The following is a 25537-nucleotide window of genomic DNA, read 5'->3' on the forward strand; positions in this document are numbered from 1 at the left end:
TTTTCCGCCGCCACCTTCCATCCGGCACCTTTTCAGCCGGCACAGCTCACTCATGTCCGCACTGGCAGAGCTCCGTCAGGACGCTACAGCTGCTTTTGGGATGGATGAAAGCGATCAGTGAGCCATGGGCGCCGTTACGGGGGGCATCGTCGATCATGCGCACACCGCGTTCCTTCAGACAGGCAATGGCAGCCATGATGTCATCAACTTCGTAGGCAATATGGTGGATACCCTGCCCGTTTTTTTCGAGAAACTTGGCAATAGGACTGTCCGGCGCGGTCGGCTCCAGCAGCTCGATTGTGGACTCACCGATTCCCAGCATGGCAACACGCACTTTCTGCTCGCTCACCTCTTCCGTACCATGGAACGGCATGCAAAGGGTATCACGATACAGCGGCAACACCTCCTCCAGGGAGTGCACGGCAATACCGATATGGTTTATCTTGTGAAGCATACAGATTTCCTTTCGCGTGAAGATTACCGCCTGAATACATTCAGCAAGCGCCGGGCAGCCACGGACGGGGTGGTGATTCCCCGGGAAACCGCTTCCTGCACCTGAGGAAACATCCCCTGTACATCATTGTGCTGCAGAAACAGCTGTTTCAAATCATCCATCACAAGCGACCACATCCAGTCCACCGACTGACGGCGACGGTTGCCGTCGAACTCGCCGGACTCCTTCATGGTGCGCCTGAAGCGGGACAGCATCTCCCAGACTTCGGGTACCCCCTCATGGTTCAGGGCACTGACCGTCTGCACCGGAACCGCCCAATTCCTGCTTTTGGGCCGTAGAATATGCAGGGCATTTTCATATTGCCGCCGTGCAAGTTCCGTCTTGGCTCGGTCGATATCCGCCTTGTTGATGAGAATGGCGTCAGCCAGCTCCATGACCCCCTTCTTGATCCCCTGCAGCTCGTCACCGGCCGTGGCCAGCTGCAGCAGCATGAAGAAGTCCACCATGGATGCCACGGTGGTCTCGGACTGCCCCACACCAACGGTTTCGACTATTACCACATCGTAGCCGGCAGCCTCGCACAGCAGCATGGTTTCCCGGGTGCGGCGGGCCACCCCGCCCAGCGTATCGCCGGCGGGCGATGGCCGGATGAAGGCCCGGGGGTTGCGGGACAGCTCCTCCATGCGGGTTTTATCCCCCAAAATACTTCCCCCGGATATCTGCGAGGAGGGGTCCACCGCCAGCACCGCCACCTTGTGCCCCTGCTCGGTCAGGTAGCTGCCGAAGGACTCGATGAAGGTACTCTTTCCCACGCCCGGCACGCCGGTGATGCCGACGCGCAGACTCTGTCCCGCATGGGGCAGCAACAGTTCCAGCAGGCGGGCCGCCCTCTCGGCATGTTCCGGCTTTCTGCTTTCGATCAGGGTGATACCCTTGCCGATGGCGCGGATATTCCCCTCCCGGATTTTATCTGCCAGCGCCTGCAGTTCCATTCGTCAGTGTTTCGCCTTTCTGATCGCCTCCAGGGTCTCCCGGGCGGAAGCGGTAATCGGCGTGCCGGGACCGAAGATGCAGGCGGCACCGGCCTGGCACAGTTCGTCGTAGTCCTGGCGGGGAATGACGCCGCCGCAGACCACGATGATGTCATCGGCACCCAGCTTCTTCAGCTCGGCAACCAACTGCGGTACCAGCGTCTTGTGGCCGGCGGCCAGACTGGAGACGCCGATTACGTGCACGTCGTTTTCCACCGCCATCTTGGCGGTCTCTTCCGGTGTCTGGAACAGCGGCCCCATGTCGACGTCGAAGCCGACATCGGCAAAGGCGGTGGCGATCACCTTGGCACCGCGGTCGTGGCCGTCCTGGCCCATTTTGGCAATCAGGATGCGGGGGCGACGTCCCTCGGTCTCGGCAAAGGCATCCACATCCTTTTGCAGGGCTGCAAACTCCTCACTCTCTTCGAACACTTTTCCGTACACCCCCGAAACCAGCTTGATCTCCGCCTTGTGGCGGCCGAACACCTTTTCCATGGCATCGGACATCTCGCCCACGCTGGCCCGCTTGCGGGCCGCCTCGACGCACCGTTCCAGCAGGTTGCCTTGTCCCGATTCGGCCGTTGCGGTGATGGCGGCCAGGGCAGCCTGACAGGCCGCCTCATCCCGCTCGGCGCGCAGTTTCTTCAGCCGGGCGATCTGGGCTTCCCGCACTGCGGTATTGTCGATGTCCAACACCTCGATCTGGGTCTCTTCCTTCAGCTTGTACTTGTTGACCCCGACGATCACATCCAGACCGCGGTCAATGCGGGCCTGCTTGCGGGCCGCCGACTCCTCGATCTTCAGCTTGGGCATGCCGCTTTCTATCGCCTTGGTCATGCCGCCCAGCGCGTCGATCTCGGCGATCAGCTTGCGCCCTTCCTCGATGAGGGCGGCGGTCAGGGACTCCACATAGTAGGAGCCGGCCAGCGGGTCGACCACCTTGGTGATGCCGGACTCTTCCTGAATCACCAGCTGGGTGTTGCGGGCGATGCGGGCCGAGTGGTCCGTGGGCAGGGCAATGGCCTCGTCCAGGGCGTTGGTGTGCAGCGACTGGGTGCCGCCCAGTACCGCTGCCATGGCTTCGATGGTGGTGCGGATCACGTTGTTGTACGGGTCCTGTTCGGTGAGGCTCCAGCCGGAGGTCTGACAGTGGGTGCGCAGGGCCAGGGAGAGCGGATTTTTCGGGTTAAACTGCGACATCAACTCGGCCCAGAGGAACCGGGCCGCCCGCAGCTTGGCGATCTCCATGAAGAAGTTCATACCGATGGCAAAGAAGAAGGAAAGCCGCGGCGCGAACTGATCCACTTCCAGCCCCTTGGCCAGGGCCGCCTTGACGTACTCGATGCCGTCGGCCAGGGTGAAGGCCAGCTCCTGCACGTTGTTGGCCCCGGCCTCCTGGATATGGTAGCCGCTGATGGAGATGGAGTTGAACTTGGGCATGTACTTGCTTGTGTACTCGATGATGTCGGCGATGATCCGCATCGAGGGGGCCGGCGGGTAGATGTAGGTGTTACGGACCATGAACTCCTTGAGGATGTCGTTCTGGATGGTGCCGGCCAGCTTGTCCTGGGACACCCCCTGTTCCTCGGCCGCCACGATGTAGAGGGCCATGATCGGCAGCACGGCGCCGTTCATGGTCATGGAGACCGAAACATCCCCCAGCGGAATATCCTTGAACAGAATTTCCATGTCCAGGATCGAGTCGATGGCCACGCCGGCCTTACCCACGTCCCCCACCACCCGGGGATGGTCGGAATCGTAGCCGCGGTGGGTTGCCAGGTCAAAGGCAACGGACAGCCCCTGCTGGCCGGCGGCCAGGTTGCGGCGATAGAAGGCGTTGGACTCCTCAGCGGTGGAGAAACCGGCATACTGTCGCACGGTCCAGGGACGGCCGGCGTACATGGTGGCCTTGGGGCCGCGCAAAAACGGCGCGAAACCGGGCATGGTATCGATGTTCTCCAGCTTTTCCAGATCAGCCAGGGTATAGAGCGGCTTGACCTGAATTCCCTCCGGCGTCTCCCAGAGCAGGGGCGCGGTGGTTTCCTTCTTTATTTCCTTTGCCGCCAGCTTTTCCCAGTCCTGCTGTGTCTTTGCATCAAAGGTGGCCATAGCTGTTTCCTCGCGTGGATTTGAAAAAATCCCCTCCATCCTGGCGAATGGAGGGGTCAGGTTACTCACTGGGGTGTCCGCACCCCACGGGCGGACACCGACAGCCTACAGAATACCCTTCACCAAGGCGATGATCTCGGCGTCGATCTGCTCCTGGGTCCGGGAGGACGAGACATCGACCCGTACACCCCGCCAGCGGGGCAGTTCCTTGAGGTAAAACTCCCGCATTGCCCGGTAGTACTCAATGCCCCCCTCATGGTGAATCTGCAGCACCTCTTCCACCCGCTCAAACGCCTCCTCCGGCGGAACATCGAAGAAGATGGTCAGATCGGGATAAATTTCGTCGTCAAAGAGAAAACCGCGGGAAATCTTTTCCAGGTGACGCAGTACGTCAAAATGCTGGGTGCAGCCGTTAATCCAGGCGTTTGCCAGCGAAGAGATGCTCGACTGTTTGCACAGTACGATCTTGTCCTGCTGCAGGGCCGGTTCGACGATTCCCTTAAAAATTTCGGTGCGCACCGCGCTTTCGAAAATAAAGTCGGCACGGGCATTCCGGCCGAAGGGCCAGTTGACCATGGAGTTCATCCCCAGCTCCTGGGCCCGGCCGGAGTCGGGGTTGGCGCACTCGATAACATCGTGGTTAAGCGCTGCCAGCGCCTTGTGCAGGGCAACGATTCCCGCCTTCACCTGCTGACCGGAACCGCTGATCCCTTCCAGTACGATAAACTTCCCTTTTCTCGCCATACGCATCCTCCATCACCCTGCCGCTCCCCCCGCGGGGGCGGGGGGCGCATGGAATGTCATGATTATAAAGTATACCTCAGATAACCGCCTTGAGATAGGCCAGGGTCTTTTCCCGTCTGCTGCGGTTGATCTCTTCGGGGTCGATCTCGACGAACTTCTCGTCCGGCGTGATCTTGAACAGCGGCTGTCCCTTCTGCACGATACTGCCGTCGCCGCTCTGGATGATGATCTTGTCGATGGTGCCGGAGAACGGCGCCCGCACGGTATTGAACATCTTCATGACTTCAATGATGTAGAGCGGTTGCCCCTTCTCGAAATGCATTCCCTCGCTCACGAAGGGGGGCAGTCCGGGGGCTTCCTGGCCATAGTACATGCCGCCGCAGACGGCAACGATCTCGTCGGCCTTGGTGGCCGGCGGCGGTACCAGCACCTTCTTCATCCGTGCCTGGAGGTCGACCTCGTGCAGACGGTCCGGAATGGTCACCTCCAGGTCCTCTTCCACCCGCAGTTCCCAGAATCCGGTGTTTTCGGCAACAACAAACAGCATCCCCAGCAATTCCAGGCCGATTTCAAAGCCGGCATGGGCTGACTGAATTTTGGACCATTCGTCGGCGGAGAAACCGGCCTGCGGCTTGTCCTTGGACAGCAGCACTTTCAGCTTGTCGAACTCGTGCAGCCCCAGCTTGAGACGCTCCGACAACGTGGTATAGAAACGGAGCCCCGTCTGCAGCAGTTCGTCGTCATGCTCCCAGATCACCTCGGCGGCGGGAAAAGCCGGATTCCACTGCATGTTCAGATAGCGATAGGTATCGGCCAGGATCACGAAGGGGTTGTCGTGCCAGACCACCTTGCCCTTTTCAATGGAGAAATTCTTCCGGTTGACGGAGAGCCAGCCGGAGAGCAGGTGCGGATCTTCCAGCAGCCGGTCCATGGGCCGGGTCACCAGCAGCCCCTTGCGATCCAGGATGGCGGAGATCTCCTTGCCCTGCTTCGGATCGTCGGGGAACTCCTCAGCCACCTTCTTGGCGTAGGCTTTCTTCATCTGCAGGAAGGCGTACACCGTATCCAGTTTCTGGGCCTCTTCCTTGAGCAGGCCGATCATGGTCAGATACGGCACCACGAAACGGGTGGTGGGCTTGGCCATGACGTTCTGACCGATGAACCAGTTGGTGAGGCCGTACTGGAATTCAAGGTTGGTGCCCAGGTCGGTACCGCGCAGACTGGTGCTGCCCAGTACCCGCGACATCTCCCGGTAGGACTCCAGCCGGTCCTGGCCCTTGGTCAGGATCAGGGCGATGTTGGAGTCGTAGGCGCCGGCCACCCGGTACCGCATGAACAGGCCGGTATCCGGATTGACCATGCTGATCCCCTGGTCGTCACGGATTTCGCCTTCAACCGGCTTGGACCAGTAGCGGATGATGCCGCCGGCATGGGGGGAGAGGGAGGCGTCGGTGGCGTTGAGACGGGCTTCGACGCTGGCACCGAAGCGGGGAATCCGCTCCGGCTTGGGTACCCGCTTCTTGTGACGGGCCAGCAGCGCCATGGCTTCCACCAGGGACTCCACGATGAAGTAGTCGTTCTTGTCCTTGGGGTTGGTGAACTTGAGGGAGTAGCAGAGTTCCGACACCCGGTGCTCCACCTGGATACGGGTGTTGACCTCCATGAAGTAGTAGCGGTCACGGTCGACGATACATTCAAAGGTGGAAGCGGAGTCCAGCCCCACGGCGGCGCCGAACTTGGCGGCATCCTCCTCCATCCGCTTGAGCACCTTCAGGTCGCTTTCCAGAGCCGCAACTTCGGACTTCTTGCCCGCCTTCTTGGCCTGGGCAATGGCCAGTGCCAGCCCTTCCTGGGTGACGGAAACCTCCAGCAGCTTCTGCTCGTGCATCTGCAGGGAGCAGTCCCGTCCCCCCATGGTGATGCACCACTCGCCGTTACCCAAAAGCTGAATCTCGTTATGGCGGGTCTGCTCGATGTTGAGCTCCACCAGGACGTTCTTGTTGTCCCCCACCCCGTTGGCCTTTACTTCGTTCAGCACCTCACGCACCAGGGTCGGGGCCTCGCTGGCAGCTTCCTTGATCTGGGCATCGGTCGCCTTCTTCAGGGTCAGGAGCGACGCCCCCAGAATCCGCTGTCCCTTGCCGCCGCCGCCACCGATGGCCTTCAGACGGATCCGGCTGCCGGGATACTCTTTGAACATCTGCTCCACCTCGTACTGCACCTGGGCGGAGAGTTCCTCAATGGTATAGAGATCCAGTCCCTTCTCGTAGGAGGCGTACAGAATTTCGTCCGCCAGATCTTCAAGAGAGAGTTTTTTGTCGTTCAATACCGCGGTATCCACGGCCAGACCGTGGGACTTGACCAGTCCCAGCAGCTTGTCGCGGCTGTTGTACTTTTTGACCAGGGTACGGGCGGTGACGTTGTTGATGCCGGGGGTGACGCTGACCCCTACCTGCAGGGCGGTCCGCTTGGCCTCGTCCTTTTTGCCGGCATCGGCCTGGGTGCGGGAGTTGGGACCGATGAAGGTCAGGCCGGCATTCTCGATGGCGGCGACGAACTCCTCGTCCTCGGCCATGAAGCCGTAGCCGGCGAAGATGGAGTCATAGCCGTTATCCTTGGCAATCTGGATGATCTGGCCGATCCGCTCCACCCGCTCTTCCTTGGAGGCACCGGTGTAGTCGGGCACCCGGTGGACGTTTTCGGGGTTCTTGATCTGACGCAGCTCCGGTGACAGAGCGTTGGGATAGACAATGGAGTCTTTTTCGGACAGCAGGATGCCGACATGGGTCATCCCCATCTCCCCGAAGACATCGAGGGCTTCCTTGCGGATCGGACCGCGGCAGACGATCAGCGGCTTCAGGTCCTCGCAGGCAAAGGAACGGACCCATTCGGAATCCGACGCACCAAGGCGGCGGTCCCGGTGAATCAAGGGGTTGTTCAGGTAAAGATCATTGGTCTGGCTCATTGGTCGTTATCTCCGAATCGTCAAGTCGTTAACAGTTCTGGTTAGTGGAATTCGCGCTGCGGCCCCATCATCGGGCCCGGCTTGTAGTGCCTGAGCAGGAAGTTCATGTTCTCACCCAGCACCTTACGCAGGTCGGTCGGCATGACAATCGAGGAGATGGAGCCCAGGGCAAGGCCTTCCTTCGGGTTCATCAACTCTTTTTCGTACCGCTGGTTCAGGGCGGCTTCCTGGCCCCGCAGCCATTCAGCGGCTTCTTTCTCCGCATCCTTCTTGGCGGCAGCACCGTCCTGACCTGCGGCGACCCGCTCCTCGGTTCCCTTTTTGACCATGTCGGCCGCGGTAGCGCGCACCTTGCGCAGCTCATCCTTGTAGACGAACTCCTTGCCGGCCGGCCCCATCACCGCCAGACGGGTGGTGGGCAGCGCCAGCACCAGGTCGGCACCGGTGGGATAGTTGTTGTAGGAGGCGTAGGCGCCACCGAAAGCGTTCCGCAGAATCAGCAGAATACGGGGGGTACGGACATCGACGATGGAGTCCAGCATGGAGCGGCCGGCCTGCACGATACCGCGGGCTTCCTGCTCCCGGCCCGGCAGGAAGCCGGTGGTGTCTTCCATGAAAATGATCGGAATGTTGTAGATGTTGCAGAAGCGGACAAAGCGTGCGATCTTGACCGCCGAGTCGCAGTCGATCTGGCCGGAAGCCACGGCGGAGTTGTTGGCCACGAAGCCGACCACGTTCCCGCCGAGGCGGCCGAAGGCGGTGACCACTTCCCTGGCCCGCTCCGGCTGCAGCTCGAAGTAATCCCCATGGTCACAGATCTGCTGAATGATGATGGAGACGTCGAACGGTGTGTTGAAGCCGGTGGGGGAGTTGAACGCCTTCTTCAGCAGGGTGTTGATCTCCCAGGTCTTGCGGTCCAGCGGGTCGCTGGTCTCCTGGTAGGGAGCCGCGGTGAAGTTGTTGTCCGGGATGTAGGAGAGCAGCCGCACCGCCGTGCGCAGGGCGGCAACTTCGTCATTGACGGTCAGGTCGGCCACGCCGGACTTGCCGTGGACCTTGGGTCCCCCCAGCTCTTCGGGGGTCACGTCCTCACCCAGGACCGACTTGACCACGCCGGGGCCGGTGAGCCCGAAGAAGGTGTCGTTGGGCTGGATCACGAAGCTGCCCTGACGGGGCAGGTAGGAGCCGCCGCCGGCGTTGAAGCCGAACATGCACATGATGGAGGGAACCACGCCGCTGATTTTGCGCAGCGCGGTGAACGCCTCGGCATAGCCGTCCAGACCGCCGACACCGGCCGGCACAAAGGCCCCGGCGGAGTCGTTCATGCCGATGACCGGAATCCCTTTTTCACCGGCCAAGTTGAAGAGACGGGCCAGCTTGTTGCCGTTGGTGGCGTCGATGGAGCCGGCCCGCACCGTGAAGTCATGGCCGTAGACCGCCACGTCGCGGCCGCCGATGTTGAGGATGGCGGTAACCAGCGAAGCACCGTCCAGATTCTTGCCCCAGTTCTGGTACAGCACGTTGGGGGCCTGGCTGGAGAGCACCTTCAGACGCTCCCAGACCGTCATCCGCTTTTTGAAGTGCTGTTTTTCGATCTGCTCGATCTTGACCGACTTGATCGGCCGCTGGACCAGCTCGTACCCTTCCTTCATCGATTCTTCGTAGGGGCCGGTGGTTTTGGAGATCTCGCCGGGAATCGTGAATTCGACCTTCTCGGGCGGATCAAAAGGATTGCTCAACACTGGTTTGATCGCTTGCTTGGACATACGCCGCCTTCCTCTTCATTGATTATGGTCACTACACTTTGTATGGTCACTACACGGAGCACAGCATTGAATAGGTGCGAATGTTTGATGAACGTCTTGGCAGGATGCCACCTCAGCGTGCAACCACGGCCAACACCTGTACGTCGGACGCGTCGCGGGAGAGTAACCGGTGCCGCAGGTTGGAATCGAAATAGACGCAGTCTCCCTCGTCCAGCTCGAACCGTTCGTCCTCAAGCAGCAGCTCGGCTTTTCCCTTCATGATGAACAGAAATTCTTCACCATCATGACTGTACGTATTCTCCTCCGATGCCTTCTCCGTAACCGACAGCAGAAACGGCTCCATCTTTTTGTTCTGCTTGCGCCAGGAAAGGGATTCATAGGAGTACCCCTGGCTGGTGCCGGCCCGGGAAATAACCCGCGGCATCAGCTTGCGCTCGTCGGCACGGACGATTTCGTACCGGCACTCTTCTTCCTCTTCAGCAAAGAAGTGACTGATCTTCACATCGAAAAACCGTGCGATCTTGGAAAGGGTCGCAATGGGGGGAGAGACGTTGTTGTTTTCAATCTGCGAAATCAGGGCCGGTGAAAAGCCGGTTTCCCGTGCCACCGCCTGCAGCGTCAGCTTCTTGGCCAGACGCAGTTTTTTTATTTTCGCCCCGATGTTGAACTCACTGCTCATAAGGCTTAATCCACCGAAATATAAACCTGTTTTGGTCCGGCGGTTGTATACAAAACCAATTATATTGTCAATAAAATAGTTTTATTCCCAACAAAGAGCACACAAACAGTAAAACTGTTGTATTTTTATTAAAATTAAAATCCCAGACACAACAAACAGAAAACTTGTTTCGTTCCATAGGGGTGCGCTCATGGGCAGCACCACTCCCCGGCGCCGGTAAATCTGCCCCCCTGTTGACAGCCGCCGGCGGCGGGATTACAGTAGCTGCACCCCGACTGCAGGACGCAGACGGATAGACGCTCTCTCGCCCCGACCGAACCGCCCGCCATGCCGGGACTTCAACTCCACACCTGTCACCCGCATTCGCTCCAGAGACCACCTACTATGTTCACCCATATCTCCCCCCTGCTGAAACTGGCCGGCCCCATGATTCTTTCCTCCTCTGCAATTACCATCATGCAGATCATCGATGCCCTGGTGCTGTCGTACCATTCCAGCACGGCAGTGGCGGCAATGGGACCGGCGAGCATGGCGGTGATCCTGTTTCAGGGGTTTGTCTTCGGCACCGCAGGGTATGCCGGCACCTTCGTGGCTCACAACCATGGGCGCGGAGACAGGGCCGGGGTGCGCAAAGCAGTCTGGCTCGGCATCCATACCGCCGTAATCTCAGGCATCGCAGCCCTGGCGCTGACCTGGCCGGTTGCACACCTGTTCCTGCTGGCAGGCCATGAGGCACAGGTTGCACAGGACGAAAAAATCTATTTCCAGATATGCATGGCCGGTTCACTCTTGCCGGCATTGTGCGCAGCCCTGGGGGGCTGGCTTTCCGGTACCGGACGTGCCGTCATCGTTACCGGGGTTACCTTTATCTCACTTATCATCAATGCCCTGCTGGCGTGGGGACTCGTCCTGGGCGAATGGGGCCTGCCGCGCCTGGGGATCGCCGGGGCGGCTCTTGCCACCGTCAGCGCTCAACTGGTGGCCACGCTGCTCTACCTACTGTTGTTTGCCAGAACCGGCGGCTTTACGGACCGGGCAGCCCGCTGCTTCGACTGGCCACAACTCCGTCACTTCCTCTCTCTGGCCGTCCCGTTGGGACTGCGGATCAGCGGGGAACTGACCGCCTGGACCCTCTTCCTGGTGGCAGTGGGGCGGCTGGGGACCGTTGAACTGGCCGCTTCCAGCATCGCCTTCCGGATCAACGGCACTGCCTTTTTTCCTGCCCTGGGGCTCGGTCAGGCAGCTGGCATCCTGGTGGGACACGCCCGCGGTTCCGGCCGGGACAACGATGTGCCGGCCATCGCCTGGCAGTCGTTGGCCCTCTGCGAACTCTGGATGCTGGCCATGGCACTTCTGTTTGCCTGCGTCCCTGCCCCCCTCGTCGCAGCATTTGCCGGCACCGGTCCGGAATCTGCGCAGATTGTGGAAGTAGGTGTCCTGACCATGCGTTTCGTCGCGCTGTACTGCCTGTTCGATGCCGCCAACGTGGTGATCGGCTGCGTTCTGGCCGCGGCGGGAGAAACCCGCTGGGTTGCCCGGGCCTTCTTCATTGCCTCCTGCCTGTTTCTGACGCTGCTTTGGCTGCTCGACCGGCTGATGCCGAGTCTGGTGGCGGAGTGGACCCTGGCCACGCTGTTCGTCTTCGCAACGGCAACGGTTTGGTCGATCCGTTTCAGGAGCGGTGCCTGGCGCAGGGTCACCGTACTGCAGGGGCCATCATCCTGAACACCCCAGCCGGAGGACGTACACGCCATACACAAGCGGCAGCCTGTCACCGCAGACTGCTGCCGCTGCTCATTCTTCCTTTGCCAGCAACCGTCGAGCCAGAAGCTCCACCGTGTGTACCACCTCCACCGCGGAACCGTGCTGTTTGAGGCCGTCGTCCAGCTGCATCATGCAACCGGGACAGCCGGTGGCCACGGCATCGGCCCCGGTGGCGACGATGGCCGCGCTCTTGGCCTCGTTGATCGTCATGGACGAGCCGTAATGGTAGACGTTGAAGGTACCGCCCAGACCGCAGCAGCGGTCCGCCCCCTCCATCTCCACCAGCTCCAGCCCCGGCGTTGCTTTGATCAAATCCCGGGGTTGGGCGGTCAGCTTGCGGGTCCGCAGGTGGCAGGGATCGTGGTAGGTCACCCTGCCGCTGCTGCCGGCACCGGTCTCAGCCGGATCGAGCCCCAACTGCTTCAGCAACTGGGCCGCATCCACGGTCTTTTTCGCCAGCCGGTCCAGCCGCTCCTTAAGCTCCGGATGGCGCTTGCCCACCACCAGGGGATAGAGCCGGTGCAGGGCACCGCCGCAGGTGGCGCAGGCGCTCATCACGTAATCGGCCTCGAACCGCTCCAGGGCCGCCAGGTTCTTCTCCGCCAGTTCCCGAACCGTGCCGATGTCGCCGCCGGACATGCCCGGCAAGCCGCAGCATTGCTGCTCCTTCGGGATGATGACGGTACAGCCCAGGTGGCGAAACAGGGCCACCGTCGCCGCCCCCACCCGGGGGTAGACGAAGTTGGTCATGCAGCCGACGAAAAAAACGATACGCGGTTTGCCCGGTTCCCCCTCGATCACTTCCGGGTAGCGCTCCATGAAGGGCGTCTTGGCAATGGCCGGGATATAGCGCTGGTTCCCCACGAACGGGAGCGGAAAGCGGAGCCTGAGCCCCGAGGTCTCCGGCACCTTCTTGAAGAAAAGCGGCCCCAGCAGTGCAGCGGCCTTGGCCCCCAGCTTCATCCGGGTGCGGCTCTGGATCACCTGCCCCACAGCCGTGTGAAAGGTGGTGAGCCCCCGCTTCTTGGCCAGGGCCTCCCGCGCCGCAATCACGATCTCGTCGGTGGGAACCTCGTTGGGGCACTTCTCCACGCAACTGCCGCAGAGCAGACATTTGGACATGGCCTGGTAGGTCTGCTCGTCCAGGTCGATATCGTCCTTCAGCAGGTGCTGGGCCAGGGCGATCTTGCCCCGCGCCACGGCCGGCTCCCGCTGAAAGGCGGTAAAGGCGGGACAGTTGGCCCGGCAGGCACCGCACTTCACGCATTTCTTCAACTGTTCTTCGACCCTCTTGAGGGGGTCGTCGGTATGGTCCGACATTGGCTTTTCCTCTTTGTCCGACGTTTTTCTTTCAGCTTAGCGCTTCAGCGCGCCACTTGTCCAGTGCGGCCAGCGCCCGCTCCGCCAGCAGCGGCTTGCGGTCCTTTTTCTTGATGCGTCCCTCCAGTGGAGGAAACAGGCCGTAGTTGACGTTCATCGGCTGGAAATGGCGGGAATCCGAAGCGGTAAGGTGATGGATCAGCGCCCCCAGGGCGGTTTCGCGGGGGGGAAGCGGCGGTTCGCTCCCCCTCGCCAGGGCAGCGGCGGTCAGGCCGGCCAGAAAACCGCTGGCCGCCGACTCCACATACCCTTCGACGCCGGTGATCTGACCGGAAAAAATCAGACGGGGCTCTGTCCGCAGTTGCTGGGTCGGCAGCAGGAGTTGCGGGGCATTGATGAAGGTGTTGCGATGCATCACCCCCAGCCGGGCGAAGTCGGCTCGTTCCAGGCCGGGAATCATCCGCAGCACCCGGCGCTGTTCCGGCCAGGTCATCTTGGTCTGGAACCCCACCAGATTGTACAGCGTCTTTTCACGGTTCTCGCTCCGCAACTGCACCACGGCCCACGGTTCTTCACCGGTGGCGGGGTCCGGCAATCCCACCGGCTTCATCGGGCCGAAGCGCAGGGTATCGTCCCCCCGGGCCGCCATCTCCTCGATCGGCATGCACCCTTCAAAGTGGACCACCTTTTCGAATTCGCGGGGTGCCACCTTCTCGGCGCTGCGGAGTGCCGCCAGAAACGCCTCGTACTCCGGCTGATTCAAGGGGCAGTTAAGATAATCGTCACCATCCCCCTTGCCGTAGCGGGAAGCGGCGTAGATTTTTGAGTGATCCAGGGATTCGGCGGTGACGATCGGGGCAACGGCATCGTAAAAATAGAGCCGGTCGCCGGTAAGACGGGCAAGGCGGGCTGCCAGGTCGTCACTGGTCAGGGGGCCGGAAGCAACGATCACCAGGCCGTCAGCCGGAAGCTCCACGATCTCTTCCCGGACCAGCTCAATCAGCGGGTGGCTGGCGATTTTTTCAGTGATATAGGCGGAGAATTGCCCCCGATCAACAGCCAGGGCGCCGCCGGCGGGAACACGGGTGGCATCGGCCGCCTGCATGACGAGCGATGCGCAACGCCGCAGTTCCTCCTTGAGCAGCCCCACGGCATTGGCAAGGTCGGCCCCCCGCAGGGAGTTGGAACAGACAAGCTCAGCAAGACCGGGGGAGCTGTGGGCCGCGGAGAACCGGTGCGGTTTCATCTCGTACAGCCGGACCTGAACACCCTGTCCGGCCAGCTGCCAGGCCGCCTCGCACCCGGCCAGACCGGCGCCGATAATGGTTATGTGATCACTCATACACAGATTCTCCGGCATAGCTGCAGGCTCCAGATGCCAGGCGCACGAAAAAATCCGGCACGACGGCGTACGAGCAGTACGCCGGGTGCCGGACGACAAATGCAACGAAGCAGACGGACCTGCGGCGAAACCGCTACGCCGAGGTCCAGTCGCAGCCTTCTTTCGGGCATTTCAGGAACTCGCCCTTTTTCTTGTAAACCTTCTTCACCAGCACCGGGAAGCCGCACTTCGGGCAGGGCTGGGTGACCGGCGGATCCCAGAGGGCGAATTTACACTGGGGATAGCGGTTGCAGGAGTAGAACATCTTGCCGTACCGGGATTTTTTCTCGGTGAGCTCCCCCTCTTTGCACTCGGGGCAGGTGACCCCGGTCCCCTTGGGTTTGTTGAGGGGCTGGATGTTCTTGCAGGCCGGGTAGCCGGAGCAGGCCAGGTACTTGCCGTAGCGGCCGGACTTGATCAGCATCGGCTGGCCGCATTTATCGCATTTTTCATCAGAGACTTCCGGCTCGGCAGCCTCTTCAGCGTTGGTATTCTCAAGATTACGGGTGTACGTGCACCCTTCCTTGAAACCGGTGCAGGCGATGAACTTGCCCCGCTTGCCCAGCTTGACCGCCAGCGGCTTGCCGCACTCGGGGCAGGCTTCGTCGATGGTTTCGGTGGTCAGATCATCCTTCTTGACCTCCGCCTCCTTCTGCTTGAGCAGGGAGATGAACGGGGTCCAGAACTCCCGCAAAAGCGGCTTCCACTGCTTTTCCCCCCGGGAAACCTGATCAAGCTCCTCCTCCAGACCGGCGGTGAAGTTGTAGTCGACGTAGCGGGGGAAGTGGGCGGTGAGCAGGTCGTTGACCACCATCCCCACATCCTCCGGTACGAACCGTTTCTTGTCCAGGCGGCAGTACTTGCGCTCCACCAGGGTGTTCATGATGCTGGCGTAGGTGGAGGGACGGCCGATGCCGTACTCCTCCAGGGTCTTGACCAAGGTGGCTTCTGTGTAACGGGGGGGTGGCTGGGTGAAATGCTGCTCCGGCAGCACCTCCAGCAGTTTGAGCGCCTCCCCCTCCTCCAACAGCGGCAGGGTCCCTTCCTTTTCCTCGTCCTGGTCGTCCACCCCTTCAATGTACAGTTTCATGAAACCGGGGAACCGGATCACCGAACCGGTGGCCCGCAATGTGTAGCCGTCTTTGGCGGTGCCGGTGACCGCGATATCCACCGAGGTCTGATCCAGCAGCGCCTCGGCCATCTGGCAGGCGATGGTCCGCTTCCAGATCAGTTCGTACAGGCGGTACTGGTCCGGGGTCAAAAATTTCTTCAAAGAGACCGGGGTCTTGTCCAGGTAGGTGGGACGGATCGCCTCGTGGGCTTCCTGGGCGTTCTTGGATTTGTTCTTGTAGTGCCGCGGCTTTGCCAGGGCATATTCCTTGCCGTAGGCGGCGGTGATGACCTCTTTGGCCTCTTTCAGCGCCTGGGCGGAGAGGTTGACGCTGTCGGTACGCATGTAGGTGATCAGACCCACGGTACCGTCCTCGCCAATGGCCACCCCTTCGTACAGTTTCTGGGCCGTGGACATGGTCTTCTTGGCCGAGAATCCCAACTTGCGCGATGCTTCCTGCTGCAGGGTGGAGGTGGTGAAGGGTGGGGACGGGTTACGCCGGGTCTCCTTGCGGGTAACGGCGGCCACCGCTGCCCGGCCTGCGGCAATGGCTGTCTTGAGCTTTCCGGCGGCAGCGGCGTCGGGGATGTCGAACTTACCCAGCTTCCGGCCATCAACGGCAACCAGTGAGGCTTTGAAACCCTGCCCCCCTGTTTTCTCAAGGTTGGCGGCAATGGTCCAGTACTCCTGCTCCGTAAAGGCGGCGATCTCCTTTTCCCGCTCGCAAACCAGGCGCAGCGCCACGGACTGTACCCGCCCGGCGGAGAGGCCGTAACGGATCTTTTTCCAGAGAAAGGGAGAAAGGTTGAAACCGACCAGATAGTCCAGGATGGAGCGGGCCTGCTGGGCATCCACCAGATCGCCGGCAATGGCACGGGGATGACTGACCGCCTGCAGGATGGCTTCTTTGGTGATTTCGTGGAACACCACCCGCTGGACCGGAATGCCCCCTTTTTTATCCAGCCCCAGGGCTGCCAGCAGGTGCCAGGAGATGGCCTCCCCTTCACGGTCGGGGTCAGTGGCGAGCAGCAGGCGGTCGGCACCTTTCAGCGCCTTCTTGATGGCATCGACATGCTTTTTGCTCTCCGGCAAAACATGGTACTTGGGTTCAAAATCGTTGGCCGTGTCAACGGAGCCCTGCTTGCTGGGCAGGGCCCGGACGTGGCCGAAAGAGGCCATGACCGTGTAGCCGGGGCCGAGAAACTTTTCGATGGTCTTGGCCTTGGCCGGAGACTCGACGATGACGAGGTTGTGCGCCATATGATCAGCAATCCTTACGCTATGGAATAAAAAGAACCGGGGAGCTGGACCAGCAGACCTTTCAGTTCAAGGCCAAGAACCATAGCCGAAACCTCCCCGGCCGTCAATTCAAGAGCAGCGGTTATTTCGTCCAGATGCCGCGGACCTTGGGCCACCAGTTCATACAGAGCCGCCTCTCGCGGGGTCAGGGACGACGGAACGCCCTGAGACGCATCACTGAACAGGGATGCCTGACCGCCAACCGGCAACGGTCCCAACGCAAGGGCATCCAGAATATCCTCCACGCAGTCCACCAGCTGGGCCCCCTGCTTGATCAGACGGTTACTTCCCCGGCAGGAGCGGGTATTGATCGGTCCCGGCACCGCCATGACCTCCCGCCCCTGGTCCAGCGCGTAGCGGGCCGTGATCAGGGAGCCGCTCTGTTCGGCCGCCTCCACCACCAGCACCCCCCGGCAGAGGCCGCTGATGATCCGGTTGCGGCGGGGGAAGTGCTCGGCCAATGGTTGGGTGCCCAGGGGAAACTCGGAGATGATGCAGCCCGACGCCGCAATCCGGTCGGCCAGTTCCCGGTTCTCCGGCGGATACTGCACATCCACCCCGCAGCCCAGCACCGCAACGGTGACGCCGCCCCCCTGCAGCGCCCCCCGGTGGGCAGCGGTATCAATGCCGCGAGCCAGTCCGGACACCACCCGTACCCCCAGAGCTGCAAGCTGTGCGGAAAGCTGCTCGGCAGCCATCAGCCCGCCCCGGCTTGCCCGCCGGGAGCCGACCACCGCCACCGCCGGCTCCCAGAGTGGAGTCATCCCGCGCAGATACAGTAGCGGCGGCGGATCGCCGATCTCAAACAGGCGACGGGGATAGGCGGCGTCCAGAAAGGTGAGCAGGCGGACTCCCGTGCGTTCCAGCCGTCGGCATTCTTCCTCGGCAAAACGGCGACAGGCGTCGCTGCGAATGGATCCGCAGACTGCCTCACTCATCCCCCGCACCGTAAGCAGCTCAGAAGGTGAAGCGGCAAGGGCCCGCGCCGGCGTCTCAAAGCGCTCCAGCAGGCGCCGGAACAGTACCGGCCCGACTCCATCGGCCGCCCGCAATGCAATCCATGAAAAGGTATCCATGTGGGGACTCCGGAAAAACAAAGGCCGGCAGAAAGCCGGCCGATGGTCGACGCAGCCGGGCCGTCAGCGCGGTGCGCTGATTACCATGTCCGTTTTGAAGATGGCATCGATACTCTTGATGACCAGCGCCGTTGAGGTTCGATTTCCCACGCTGACCACCACCACCGCCCCGACCACTTCATGGGGAAGCTGCACCAGGGACGGATCCACCGCCCCTTTTTCGATCTTCACATCCCGGACGATGTAGAGCAGATTGCCCTCTTCGAGGCCGTGGCTGATCCCGAGGTCCAGATAGACGATGTCACCGGCCGCCAACGCGTTGTTCCCGGTATAGCTTTCCACGATCATACCGCTCAAGGGACGGCCGGATGCCTTCAACGCTATTTCGCGACGCTCCAGATTATGGTAGGGCACCAGCAGGTCGCCCGGGGCAACCTCCCGGAACGACCTGCTGATAATGGCTCGCGAACCGCTCTCCGTCACCCGGGCCAGCTGCAGCGAACCCAACGGCACCACCCGTCTGCCCAGCTTTTCCCCGGTTGTAGGATGATAGACTTCGCTGGAACTGCGCAGGATCGTGTAACGCTCCCCCTCGGTGCCCTGACGGTTGGTACCGATATCGGTGAAAACCGTATCTTCTTCACCAATCAGTACCCGGCCGTGCTGCCCGGCAATGATCACCCCGCTGTGCTGTACTTCCGCTTCCAGCAGTCCCCCTTCGTTGCCCAGCACCGTAAAGGTCCGCTCCTCGACCGCCTCGAGAGGCTGTTCCACAGTCGGCTTCGCTGCAACTGCCTTGGGGGCAACCGCTTCCGTCACCGTTTCCAGCCGGCCGTCCACCACGCGTACCCGCTGACCGGGATAGATCAGGTGGGGGTTGGTGATCTGCCGGTTCTTCGACCAGAGGTCGGGCCAAAACTTGGGATCTTTGAGGAATTGCTCCGACAGCCCCCAGAGGGTATCACCCTTCCTGATGACATAAATTGTGGTGTCATCCGCAGCAGCATGGCCCCCCAGCCCGCAGACCAGCAGCAGCAACAGCAACATGTAACGGGCCATACGCACCTCGCCTGCGCCGGCTACTTCGCCGGAAAGTCTGCGGCCATCATCCGTTCTCTGGCCTTGCTGGCAGCGGGACTGCCGGGGTAACTTCTGATCACGTGCTCAAACGCACTGCGCGCGTCCTCGAACCGTTTCGCGGCCACATGGCTGTACCCGATTTTCAGCAGGGCATCAGCAGCTTTGGGGTGGCGCGGCCAACCGTCAACAACCTTCCTGAATGCGACCAGCGCCTTGGGAATATCGGAGCTGCTGTAGTGACACTCGCCGATCCAGTACCAGGCGTTGGGCACGAACTCACTGGCAGGGGACTCCTGGATGAATTGCTCGAACGCGGGAATGGCGGCGGCGAAACTGTTGGCGCTATAGAGCCCGAATGCCTTGAGATAAGCGGGCGGCGGCCCCCCGTCCCGCGGCTTGACCGCCGGCTCGGGATTCACCAGCTCCACGCGCGGAACCACCGCTGCGCCATCCGCCTGAATCCGCGGCTGCTGTGACGGGCCGGCCTCTCGCAGTGCACGCAGTTCGGCGTCGCGGGCAGCTTCTCGCTGCTCAAGGGATGCCAGACGTCCGGCCAGTTCGCCCAGTCGCCCTTCCACCCCCCCCAGGACCTGAAAAAGGTGCTCGACCCGCGCCTCCGTCTCGCTCTGACGTTTGACTACCAGGTCATTTGCTCCGCAGCCCCCCAGCAGCACTCCCCCTGCCAGCAGCAGCCCCAACATCGTCGGACACCGCATAATCACTCCATTTTTTGCGTTCTTTCGTGTTATTAACGCCAGAAAATCCGCTTTGTCAAGCGAAAGTCAGGGAATTACACTCCGCGTTTGCATGGGGGGCTCCCCCTGTGGTAGCATGCCCCATTTAACCACTGCCCCCTGACGGACGGAGCTTGCGACCCCGTGAAAAAGCCCGAGCTGCTGGCCCCGGCCGGCACCATGGAAAAACTGGACTATGCCATCAGGTACGGCGCCGACGCCGTCTACCTGGGGGGGCCGGCCTTCGGTCTGCGCACCAGTGCCGGCAATTTTTCCCTGCCGGAACTGGCACGAGCGCTGCGCAGGTGCCACGACAGCGGGGTCCGCTGTTACCTGACCGTCAACAGCTATGCTCCAGACAGCTCCCTGGCGCAGCTTGAGCAGTACCTGCAGTACCTGGCCGACCTCCCGTTCGATGCTTACATCATCAGTGATCCCGGCGTGCTGCGCATGGTGCGTCGCATTTCTCCGGAACGGGAGCTGCACCTTTCCACCCAGGCCAACACCATCAACCACGAAGCGGCCCTGTTCTGGCAGGACCAAGGGATAAGCCGCATCAACCTCGCCCGGGAGATGACCCTTGCGGACATCAGTACCACCGCCGCAGCACTGACCATTCCCTGCGAGGTATTCGTACACGGCGCCCTCTGCATCGCTTACTCCGGCCGCTGCCTGCTCTCCAGCGCCATGACCGGCCGTAGCGCCAACCAGGGGGCCTGCACTCAGCCCTGTCGCTGGAAATACGCCCTGGTTGAGGAGACCCGGCCGGGAGAATATTACCCGGTCGTGGAAGAGAACAATACCACCCTTGTTTTCAACTCCCGCGACCTCTGCCTGCTGGAGCAGCTGCCGGAGCTGCTCCGGGCCGGCGTCGGCGCCCTCAAGATCGAAGGGCGCATGAAGGGGATTCACTACCTGGCCGGCGTGCTGCGGGTCTATCGTGCCGCCCTTGATGCACTTTGCGCCGATCCGGACACCTGGCATCCCGACCCGGCCTGGCTGGAGGAGCTGAACTCCCTGAGCCACCGGGGCTATACCACTGGCTTTCTGTTCGGTGACCCCCGCGCGGTGGGGCAGTCCTACCAGGGCGGTTACCAGCGCAGCCACCAACTGGTCGCTTCGGTCGAAGGCAGAAATGACAGCGGGGATGGTGTTGTACTGGTCAGAAACCGTTTCCATGCCGGAGATCGCCTGGAGCTGATCGGTCCGGCAATGAAGCGGGCGACGGTGACCGCAGCCCCGCTTCGTGCGCTTGATCCGGAGACCGCCGTCCAGGTGCTCGACACCGTCCATCCCAACATGCGGGTGCTGATACCGCTGCCGCCGGAGGCCGCGGCCGGTGACCTGCTCCGCCTGGCGGCAGGTAGTTCTTTTTGAGGAGCGGCAACCCATGGCACCACTATCCTCCGCACATTCACTGCAATCCACCGCCCCCTGGCTCCGAGATCTGCTGATCCTGGCCGTTCTGTTCGGATTTCTGTTTTGCTTCAGTCTGGGCGCCGCTCCCTTGATCGATCCCGATGAGGGACGGTATGCGGAAATCCCTCGTGAAATGCTCGAACGGGGCGATCTGATCACCCCCATGCTCAACTATGTCAAGTATTTCGAGAAACCTCCCCTGCTCTACTGGCTGAATGCCGGCTCCCTGAAGCTGTTCGGACAGAACGAATTCGCCGCCCGGCTGCCTTCGGCTTTGTCCGGACTGTTGACCGTGCTGCTCACCTATTGGGCCGGCTGCCGCCTTCTCGGTCGCCAGACCGGCCTGCTGGCCGCCTTTATACTCGGCTCAACTGCCGGCTTTCTGTTCCAGTCCCGCATCATTCTCACCGACATGTTGCTAACCCTGTGCCTGTCCTCGGCCCTCTTCTGCTTTGCCTTGGGGGTCTACGGTCGGGAGCAGCGCCGGAAGCTCTTTTTCCGGTTGTTTTTCGTCTGCTGCGGCCTGGCGGTACTTGCCAAAGGGTTGATCGGCATCGTGCTGCCGGCAGGCATCATCTTCTGGTACCTGCTCTTGGGACGGCGCTGGCATCTTCTGGCCGAAATTCCCTGGTTTTCTGGGCTACTGCTCTTCCTGCTCGTTACCGCTCCCTGGTTCGTGCTCGTTTCCCTGCAAAACCCCGAGTTTCCCCACTTTTTTTTCATCAGGGAGCATTTCCAGCGTTTCACCTCCACCATTCACCGGCGCAGCCAGCCGGTGTGGTTCTTTCTGCCGATGCTGCTCCTGACCATGCTTCCCTGGTCCTTCTTGCTGCCCGGGAGCTTGGCAAAGGCCTGGCGGGACCGCCACGCCACCCGGGACAGTACGCTCTTTCTCCTGCTTTGGCCGCTGGTGATCATACTGTTCTTTTCGCTCTCCAGCTCAAAATTGATTCCGTATATCCTGCCGGTCTTTCCGCCGCTGGCACTGCTGGTGTCCCACCGCATCAGCGCGGCCTGGAACTCCCGCCGTCCCGACCATACGCCGGCGGTGCTGTTCTTGGGCTCTCTGCTGCTGTGCGTCGGCGGGGCCCTCGCCATCATGCCGCTGCTGGAGTGGCTGCCGCCGTTTCTTCACTCCACCGGGCAGCTTGGCCGCGAACTGGCGACAATGCTCTCCGGCCCCGCTCCGGTGATTACGCTCAGCAAGACCATCGTGCCGGGAGGGCTGTTGGCCGGCACGGGGCTGCTACTCCTTATCGCCGTACGCACCCGTTCCACGGTGGTGGTGGTGGCGCTGCTCTGCTGCTTCGGCATCCTGCTCGAACTGCTGCTCCCCTGGGCCTTTGCCCGCTACGGCGCCGAACGTCTCTCCGCCCGCCCCCTGGCTGCCGCGGCCCTGCGTCATGCCGGACCGGAAACAGTGCTGGCCCAGATCGGTCCGCGCCAGGGAATGAACTTCTACACCGGTCGTCGTCTCGTTACCGTTGGTGATTACGACGAACTGACCTTTGGCAGTCAGCAGGGCGATCACCGCGACTGGTTCATGGATCAGGACCAGTTCCAGCGGCTCTGGCAATCGAACCGTCACGCCCTGATTGTCGTTCCGCGCCACCAGCAGTCGGCCTATCGTCTGGCAAACGGTGCCGATGCGCCCATACTTGCGGATAACGGCTCATTGTTGCTGCTTTCCAACCGCTGAATCCAAAGGAGTCCTGTGCCATGCGTACCACGTTTCTTCCCTTTTCTGCCCCGCTGCTGGGTGAAGAGGAAATTGCCGAAGTAGTCGATTCGCTTCGTTCCGGCTGGCTTACCACCGGCCCCAAGGTGAAGCGGTTTGAAGAGGAGTTCAAGGCATACATCGGTGCCCCCCATGCCGTGCCGCTCAGTTCCGCAACCGCCGGCCTGCACCTGACGCTTCTGGCCCTGAAGATCGGCGCGGGAGATGAAGTCATCACCACCCCCATGACCTTTGCCTCCACCGTGAGCATGATCATGCTCGCAGGGGCCACCCCAGTCCTGGCCGATATCGAGCCCGGTACCCTCAACATTGATGTCGAGCAGGTGCGCAAAAAAATTACCCCTGCGACCCGCGCCATCATTCCCGTCCACTTTGCCGGCCAGCCTTGCGACATGGACCCGCTCTTCAAGCTGGCCAGGGAGCATGGCCTCACGATCATCGAAGATGCTGCCCACGCCGTGGGCACGGAGTACAATGGCCGCAAGGTCGGCACCTTTGACTCGGTTTCCATCTTTTCTTTTCATCCGAACAAGAATATCACCACCGGTGAGGGGGGCATGGTCTGCACGCCGGACGAGGCCCTGGCCGAAGAAATCTCCCTGCTCAAGTTTCACGGCATGAGCCGTGAGGCATGGAAGCGCTTTTCAGCCAGCGGTACCCCCGGCTATGACATCATGCTGCCCGGTTTCAAGTACAACATGATGGATATCCAGGCGGCCATCGGCATTCATCAGCTGCCCCGCCTCGACGGTTTCATCGAGCGGCGGCGGCAGATCGCCGAACAGTACAATCATGCCTTCGGCAGCCTGCCGGAACTGGTACTGCCCCGCTATGCTCCCTATCAGCAGCGTCACGCCTGGCATCTCTATACGCCCCTGGTGAAGACCGAACGACTCTCCATCGACCGTGACGGTTTCATGGCAGAACTGAAGCAGCGTAATATCGGCACCGGTCTGCATTACCGGGCGATCCACCATCACACCTGCTATCGTACCGCCCTGGGGATTGCCGACAGCGAGCTTCCCGTGGCCAGTTATGCCTCGGACCGCATTCTCTCCCTGCCACTCTTCCCCGCCATGACCGATCAGGACGTGCACGACGTGATCGCTGCCGTCACCGAAGTTGTCACCGCTTTCCGGAGCTAGCCATGGCGACGGATACCGTTCACAAGCTGCCCCCGCAGAGTATTGAAGCCGAGATGTCGATCCTGGGCGGCATCCTCATCGACAACGACGCCATCAACCGGGTGCTGGAAATTCTGGAGCCCTCCGACTTTTACCGTGAGGCGCACCGTAAAATATTCGCCGCCATGCTGGAACTTTCCGATCGGCGGGAGCCCTGCGACCTGATCACGCTGACCGACGCCCTCAAGCGGCGGAGCGATCTCGACGCCTGTGGCGGAGCCGGTTACCTGACCACCCTGGTCGATTATGTGCCGACCGCAGCCAACATCGCCTATTATTGCAAGATTGTGAAAGAAAAAGCCCTTTCACGTCGCCTGATTACCGTTGCCACCGACATCGTTACCGCCGGTTACGACGAGCAGGGCGATGTGAACGAAATGCTGGACGGTGCCCAAAAGGCGCTGTTCGAGCTGTCGGAGAACAAGCTGCGTCCCCAGTATTACCCGGTCAAGGCGGTTATCAAGGACGCTTTCCGGATGCTGCAGACGCTGTACGAGAAAAAGGAGCCGATCACCGGCGTGGCAACCGGCTACGTGGACTTGGACCATATGACCGCCGGCTTCCAGCCCGGTGACTTGATCATCATCGCCGCCCGCCCCTCCATGGGAAAGACGACTCTGGCGCTGAATATTGCCAGCCATGCCAGCACCGAGGCACGGGAGCGCACTCCTTCGGTAATATTCTCGCTGGAAATGGGCAAGGAGCAGTTGGTCATGCGGTTCCTCTCCTCCCTGGCCAAGGTCGATGCCGGCAGGATGCGGACCGGCAACTTTCTGGACACCGACTGGCCCCGGATGCAGAAGGCAGCCGACATGCTCTACAAGTCTGACATTTTCATTGACGACACGCCGGCCATCAGCGTGCTGGAACTACGCTCCAAGGCCCGGCGCCTGAAAAGTGAGCACAACATCGGCCTGATTATCGTGGACTACCTGCAGCTGATGCGGGGCGGTCCCAATCCGGAGTCCCGTCAGCAGGAGATTTCCGAGATATCCCGATCACTCAAGGCACTGGCAAAGGAGCTGAACGTGCCGGTGGTGGCCCTGTCCCAGTTGAACCGCAGCCTTGAAAATCGTGGCGACAAACGGCCGATGATGAGCGACCTGCGGGAATCGGGTGCCATTGAACAGGATGCCGACGTGATCATGTTCGTCTACCGCGAGGCGGTGTACTGCGAGCACTGCCGGAAGAAAGACGGCAGTTGCACGGCCGACCACGAGCGTTCGGCGGAGATTATCATCGGTAAACAGCGGAACGGTCCCATCGGCACCGTTGAACTGGCCTTTTTCGGTGAGCACACGCGCTTCGAAAATCTGGCGCGCGGACAACAGCAGTAACCTGCTGGCGTACAAACCGGTTCTGCTTGCTTTTTTGCACTGCCCAGTGCAGTATTCATAAAATATATTTATTAATATGCGTTTAGCGATGATAACGAATGAGCTTTTCAGGGAGGAAAAACCGTATGTTCGGATTTGGTATGCCGGAGCTGATTGTGATTCTGGTGATCGTGCTGGTGGTGTTCGGGGCGGGCCGCCTGCCGGAGATTGGTGCCGCGTTGGGTAAAAGCATTAAAAACTTTAAAAATGCTTCCGATGGGAAGGACGAAATCGAAATCAAGCCCAAGAAGGACGGCGACAAGCAGGCCTGATCGCACGAGGTGCGGCGTCTCTGCAAGGCTGCCGC

At 61.2% G+C, this 25537-nt stretch carries 19 protein-coding genes; 6 read left to right on the forward strand and 13 right to left on the reverse strand.

Annotation, left to right across the window (positions count from 1 at the left end):
* Nucleotides 1–46: 46 nt before the first annotated feature.
* The 7 genes from mce to RAK07_RS12685 all read right to left on the reverse strand — a co-directional run bounded on the left by mce (nt 47) and on the right by RAK07_RS12685 (nt 9748).
* Nucleotides 47–454: a methylmalonyl-CoA epimerase gene (mce, locus tag RAK07_RS12655; RefSeq protein ID WP_305733196.1), complete on the reverse strand. Its 408-nt coding sequence runs from the start codon at nt 452–454 to the stop codon at nt 47–49.
* A 23-nt stretch (nt 455–477) separates the two neighbouring features.
* Nucleotides 478–1446: a methylmalonyl Co-A mutase-associated GTPase MeaB gene (meaB, locus tag RAK07_RS12660; RefSeq protein WP_305733197.1), complete on the reverse strand. Its 969-nt coding sequence runs from the start codon at nt 1444–1446 to the stop codon at nt 478–480.
* A gap of 3 nt (nt 1447–1449) precedes the next feature.
* Entirely contained in the window at nt 1450–3594 is a 2145-nt protein-coding gene (gene scpA, locus RAK07_RS12665; RefSeq protein ID WP_305733198.1) for a methylmalonyl-CoA mutase, read from the reverse strand.
* Between the two features lie 105 nt (nt 3595–3699).
* Nucleotides 3700–4338 carry a dTMP kinase gene (locus tag RAK07_RS12670; protein WP_305733199.1) on the reverse strand — a complete coding sequence of 213 codons (639 nt, stop codon included), beginning with the start codon at nt 4336–4338 and terminating at the stop codon, nt 3700–3702.
* Between the two features lie 76 nt (nt 4339–4414).
* Nucleotides 4415–7303, reverse strand: a complete 2889-nt coding sequence (locus RAK07_RS12675) for an ATP-binding protein (protein ID WP_305733200.1) — start codon at nt 7301–7303, stop codon at nt 4415–4417.
* Nucleotides 7304–7344: 41 nt separating this feature from the next.
* Nucleotides 7345–9069: an acyl-CoA carboxylase subunit beta gene (locus RAK07_RS12680; RefSeq protein ID WP_305733201.1), complete on the reverse strand. Its 1725-nt coding sequence runs from the start codon at nt 9067–9069 to the stop codon at nt 7345–7347.
* A 112-nt stretch (nt 9070–9181) separates the two neighbouring features.
* Entirely contained in the window at nt 9182–9748 is a 567-nt protein-coding gene (locus RAK07_RS12685; protein WP_305733202.1) for a helix-turn-helix domain-containing protein, read from the reverse strand.
* Between the two features lie 384 nt (nt 9749–10132).
* Here RAK07_RS12685 and RAK07_RS12690 point away from each other — a divergent pair, with 384 nt between their 5' ends.
* Complete coding sequence (locus RAK07_RS12690) at nt 10133–11473, forward strand: MATE family efflux transporter (protein ID WP_305733203.1); 1341 nt, start codon at nt 10133–10135, stop codon at nt 11471–11473.
* Between the two features lie 69 nt (nt 11474–11542).
* Here RAK07_RS12690 and RAK07_RS12695 read toward each other — a convergent pair whose 3' ends face one another.
* The 6 genes from RAK07_RS12695 to ybgF all read right to left on the reverse strand — a co-directional run bounded on the left by RAK07_RS12695 (nt 11543) and on the right by ybgF (nt 19495).
* A complete protein-coding gene (locus RAK07_RS12695) occupies nt 11543–12832 on the reverse strand; it encodes a (Fe-S)-binding protein (RefSeq protein WP_305733204.1) in 1290 nt (429 codons plus the stop codon).
* Between the two features lie 31 nt (nt 12833–12863).
* Nucleotides 12864–14174 (reverse strand): methylenetetrahydrofolate--tRNA-(uracil(54)-C(5))-methyltransferase (FADH(2)-oxidizing) TrmFO, encoded by a 1311-nt coding sequence (gene trmFO / locus RAK07_RS12700; RefSeq protein ID WP_305733205.1) that lies wholly within the window; start codon nt 14172–14174, stop codon nt 12864–12866.
* Between the two features lie 133 nt (nt 14175–14307).
* Nucleotides 14308–16584, reverse strand: a complete 2277-nt coding sequence (topA, locus tag RAK07_RS12705) for a type I DNA topoisomerase (protein ID WP_305733206.1) — start codon at nt 16582–16584, stop codon at nt 14308–14310.
* 14 nt (nt 16585–16598) lie between these two features.
* On the reverse strand, nt 16599–17699 hold the full coding sequence (gene dprA, locus RAK07_RS12710; RefSeq protein WP_305733207.1) for a DNA-processing protein DprA: 1101 nt from the start codon (nt 17697–17699) through the stop codon (nt 16599–16601).
* A 63-nt stretch (nt 17700–17762) separates the two neighbouring features.
* On the reverse strand, nt 17763–18758 hold the full coding sequence (locus RAK07_RS12715; RefSeq protein WP_305733208.1) for a LysM peptidoglycan-binding domain-containing protein: 996 nt from the start codon (nt 18756–18758) through the stop codon (nt 17763–17765).
* Between the two features lie 20 nt (nt 18759–18778).
* Nucleotides 18779–19495, reverse strand: a complete 717-nt coding sequence (ybgF, locus tag RAK07_RS12720; protein ID WP_305733209.1) for a tol-pal system protein YbgF — start codon at nt 19493–19495, stop codon at nt 18779–18781.
* 162 nt (nt 19496–19657) lie between these two features.
* On the opposite strand from ybgF, the gene RAK07_RS12725 reads away from it, so the two are divergent.
* The 5 genes from RAK07_RS12725 (at nt 19658) to RAK07_RS12745 (ending at nt 25502) form a co-directional block, all read left to right on the forward strand.
* Nucleotides 19658–20890, forward strand: coding sequence for a peptidase U32 family protein (locus tag RAK07_RS12725; protein ID WP_305733210.1), 1233 nt, complete (start codon nt 19658–19660; stop codon nt 20888–20890).
* Nucleotides 20891–20903: 13 nt separating this feature from the next.
* On the forward strand, nt 20904–22631 hold the full coding sequence (locus RAK07_RS12730) for a glycosyltransferase family 39 protein (protein ID WP_305733211.1): 1728 nt from the start codon (nt 20904–20906) through the stop codon (nt 22629–22631).
* Nucleotides 22632–22651: 20 nt separating this feature from the next.
* Nucleotides 22652–23815: a DegT/DnrJ/EryC1/StrS family aminotransferase gene (locus RAK07_RS12735; RefSeq protein WP_305733212.1), complete on the forward strand. Its 1164-nt coding sequence runs from the start codon at nt 22652–22654 to the stop codon at nt 23813–23815.
* Between the two features lie 2 nt (nt 23816–23817).
* The gene (gene dnaB, locus RAK07_RS12740) at nt 23818–25191 is read left to right on the forward strand and encodes a replicative DNA helicase (protein WP_305733213.1); all 1374 of its coding nucleotides are present in this window, start codon (nt 23818–23820) and stop codon (nt 25189–25191) included.
* A gap of 125 nt (nt 25192–25316) precedes the next feature.
* Nucleotides 25317–25502: a twin-arginine translocase TatA/TatE family subunit gene (locus RAK07_RS12745; RefSeq protein ID WP_305733214.1), complete on the forward strand. Its 186-nt coding sequence runs from the start codon at nt 25317–25319 to the stop codon at nt 25500–25502.
* Nucleotides 25503–25537: the final 35 nt, after the last annotated feature.

Source organism: Trichlorobacter ammonificans (assembly GCF_933509905.1).
GTDB lineage: Bacteria > Desulfobacterota > Desulfuromonadia > Geobacterales > Pseudopelobacteraceae > Trichlorobacter > Trichlorobacter ammonificans.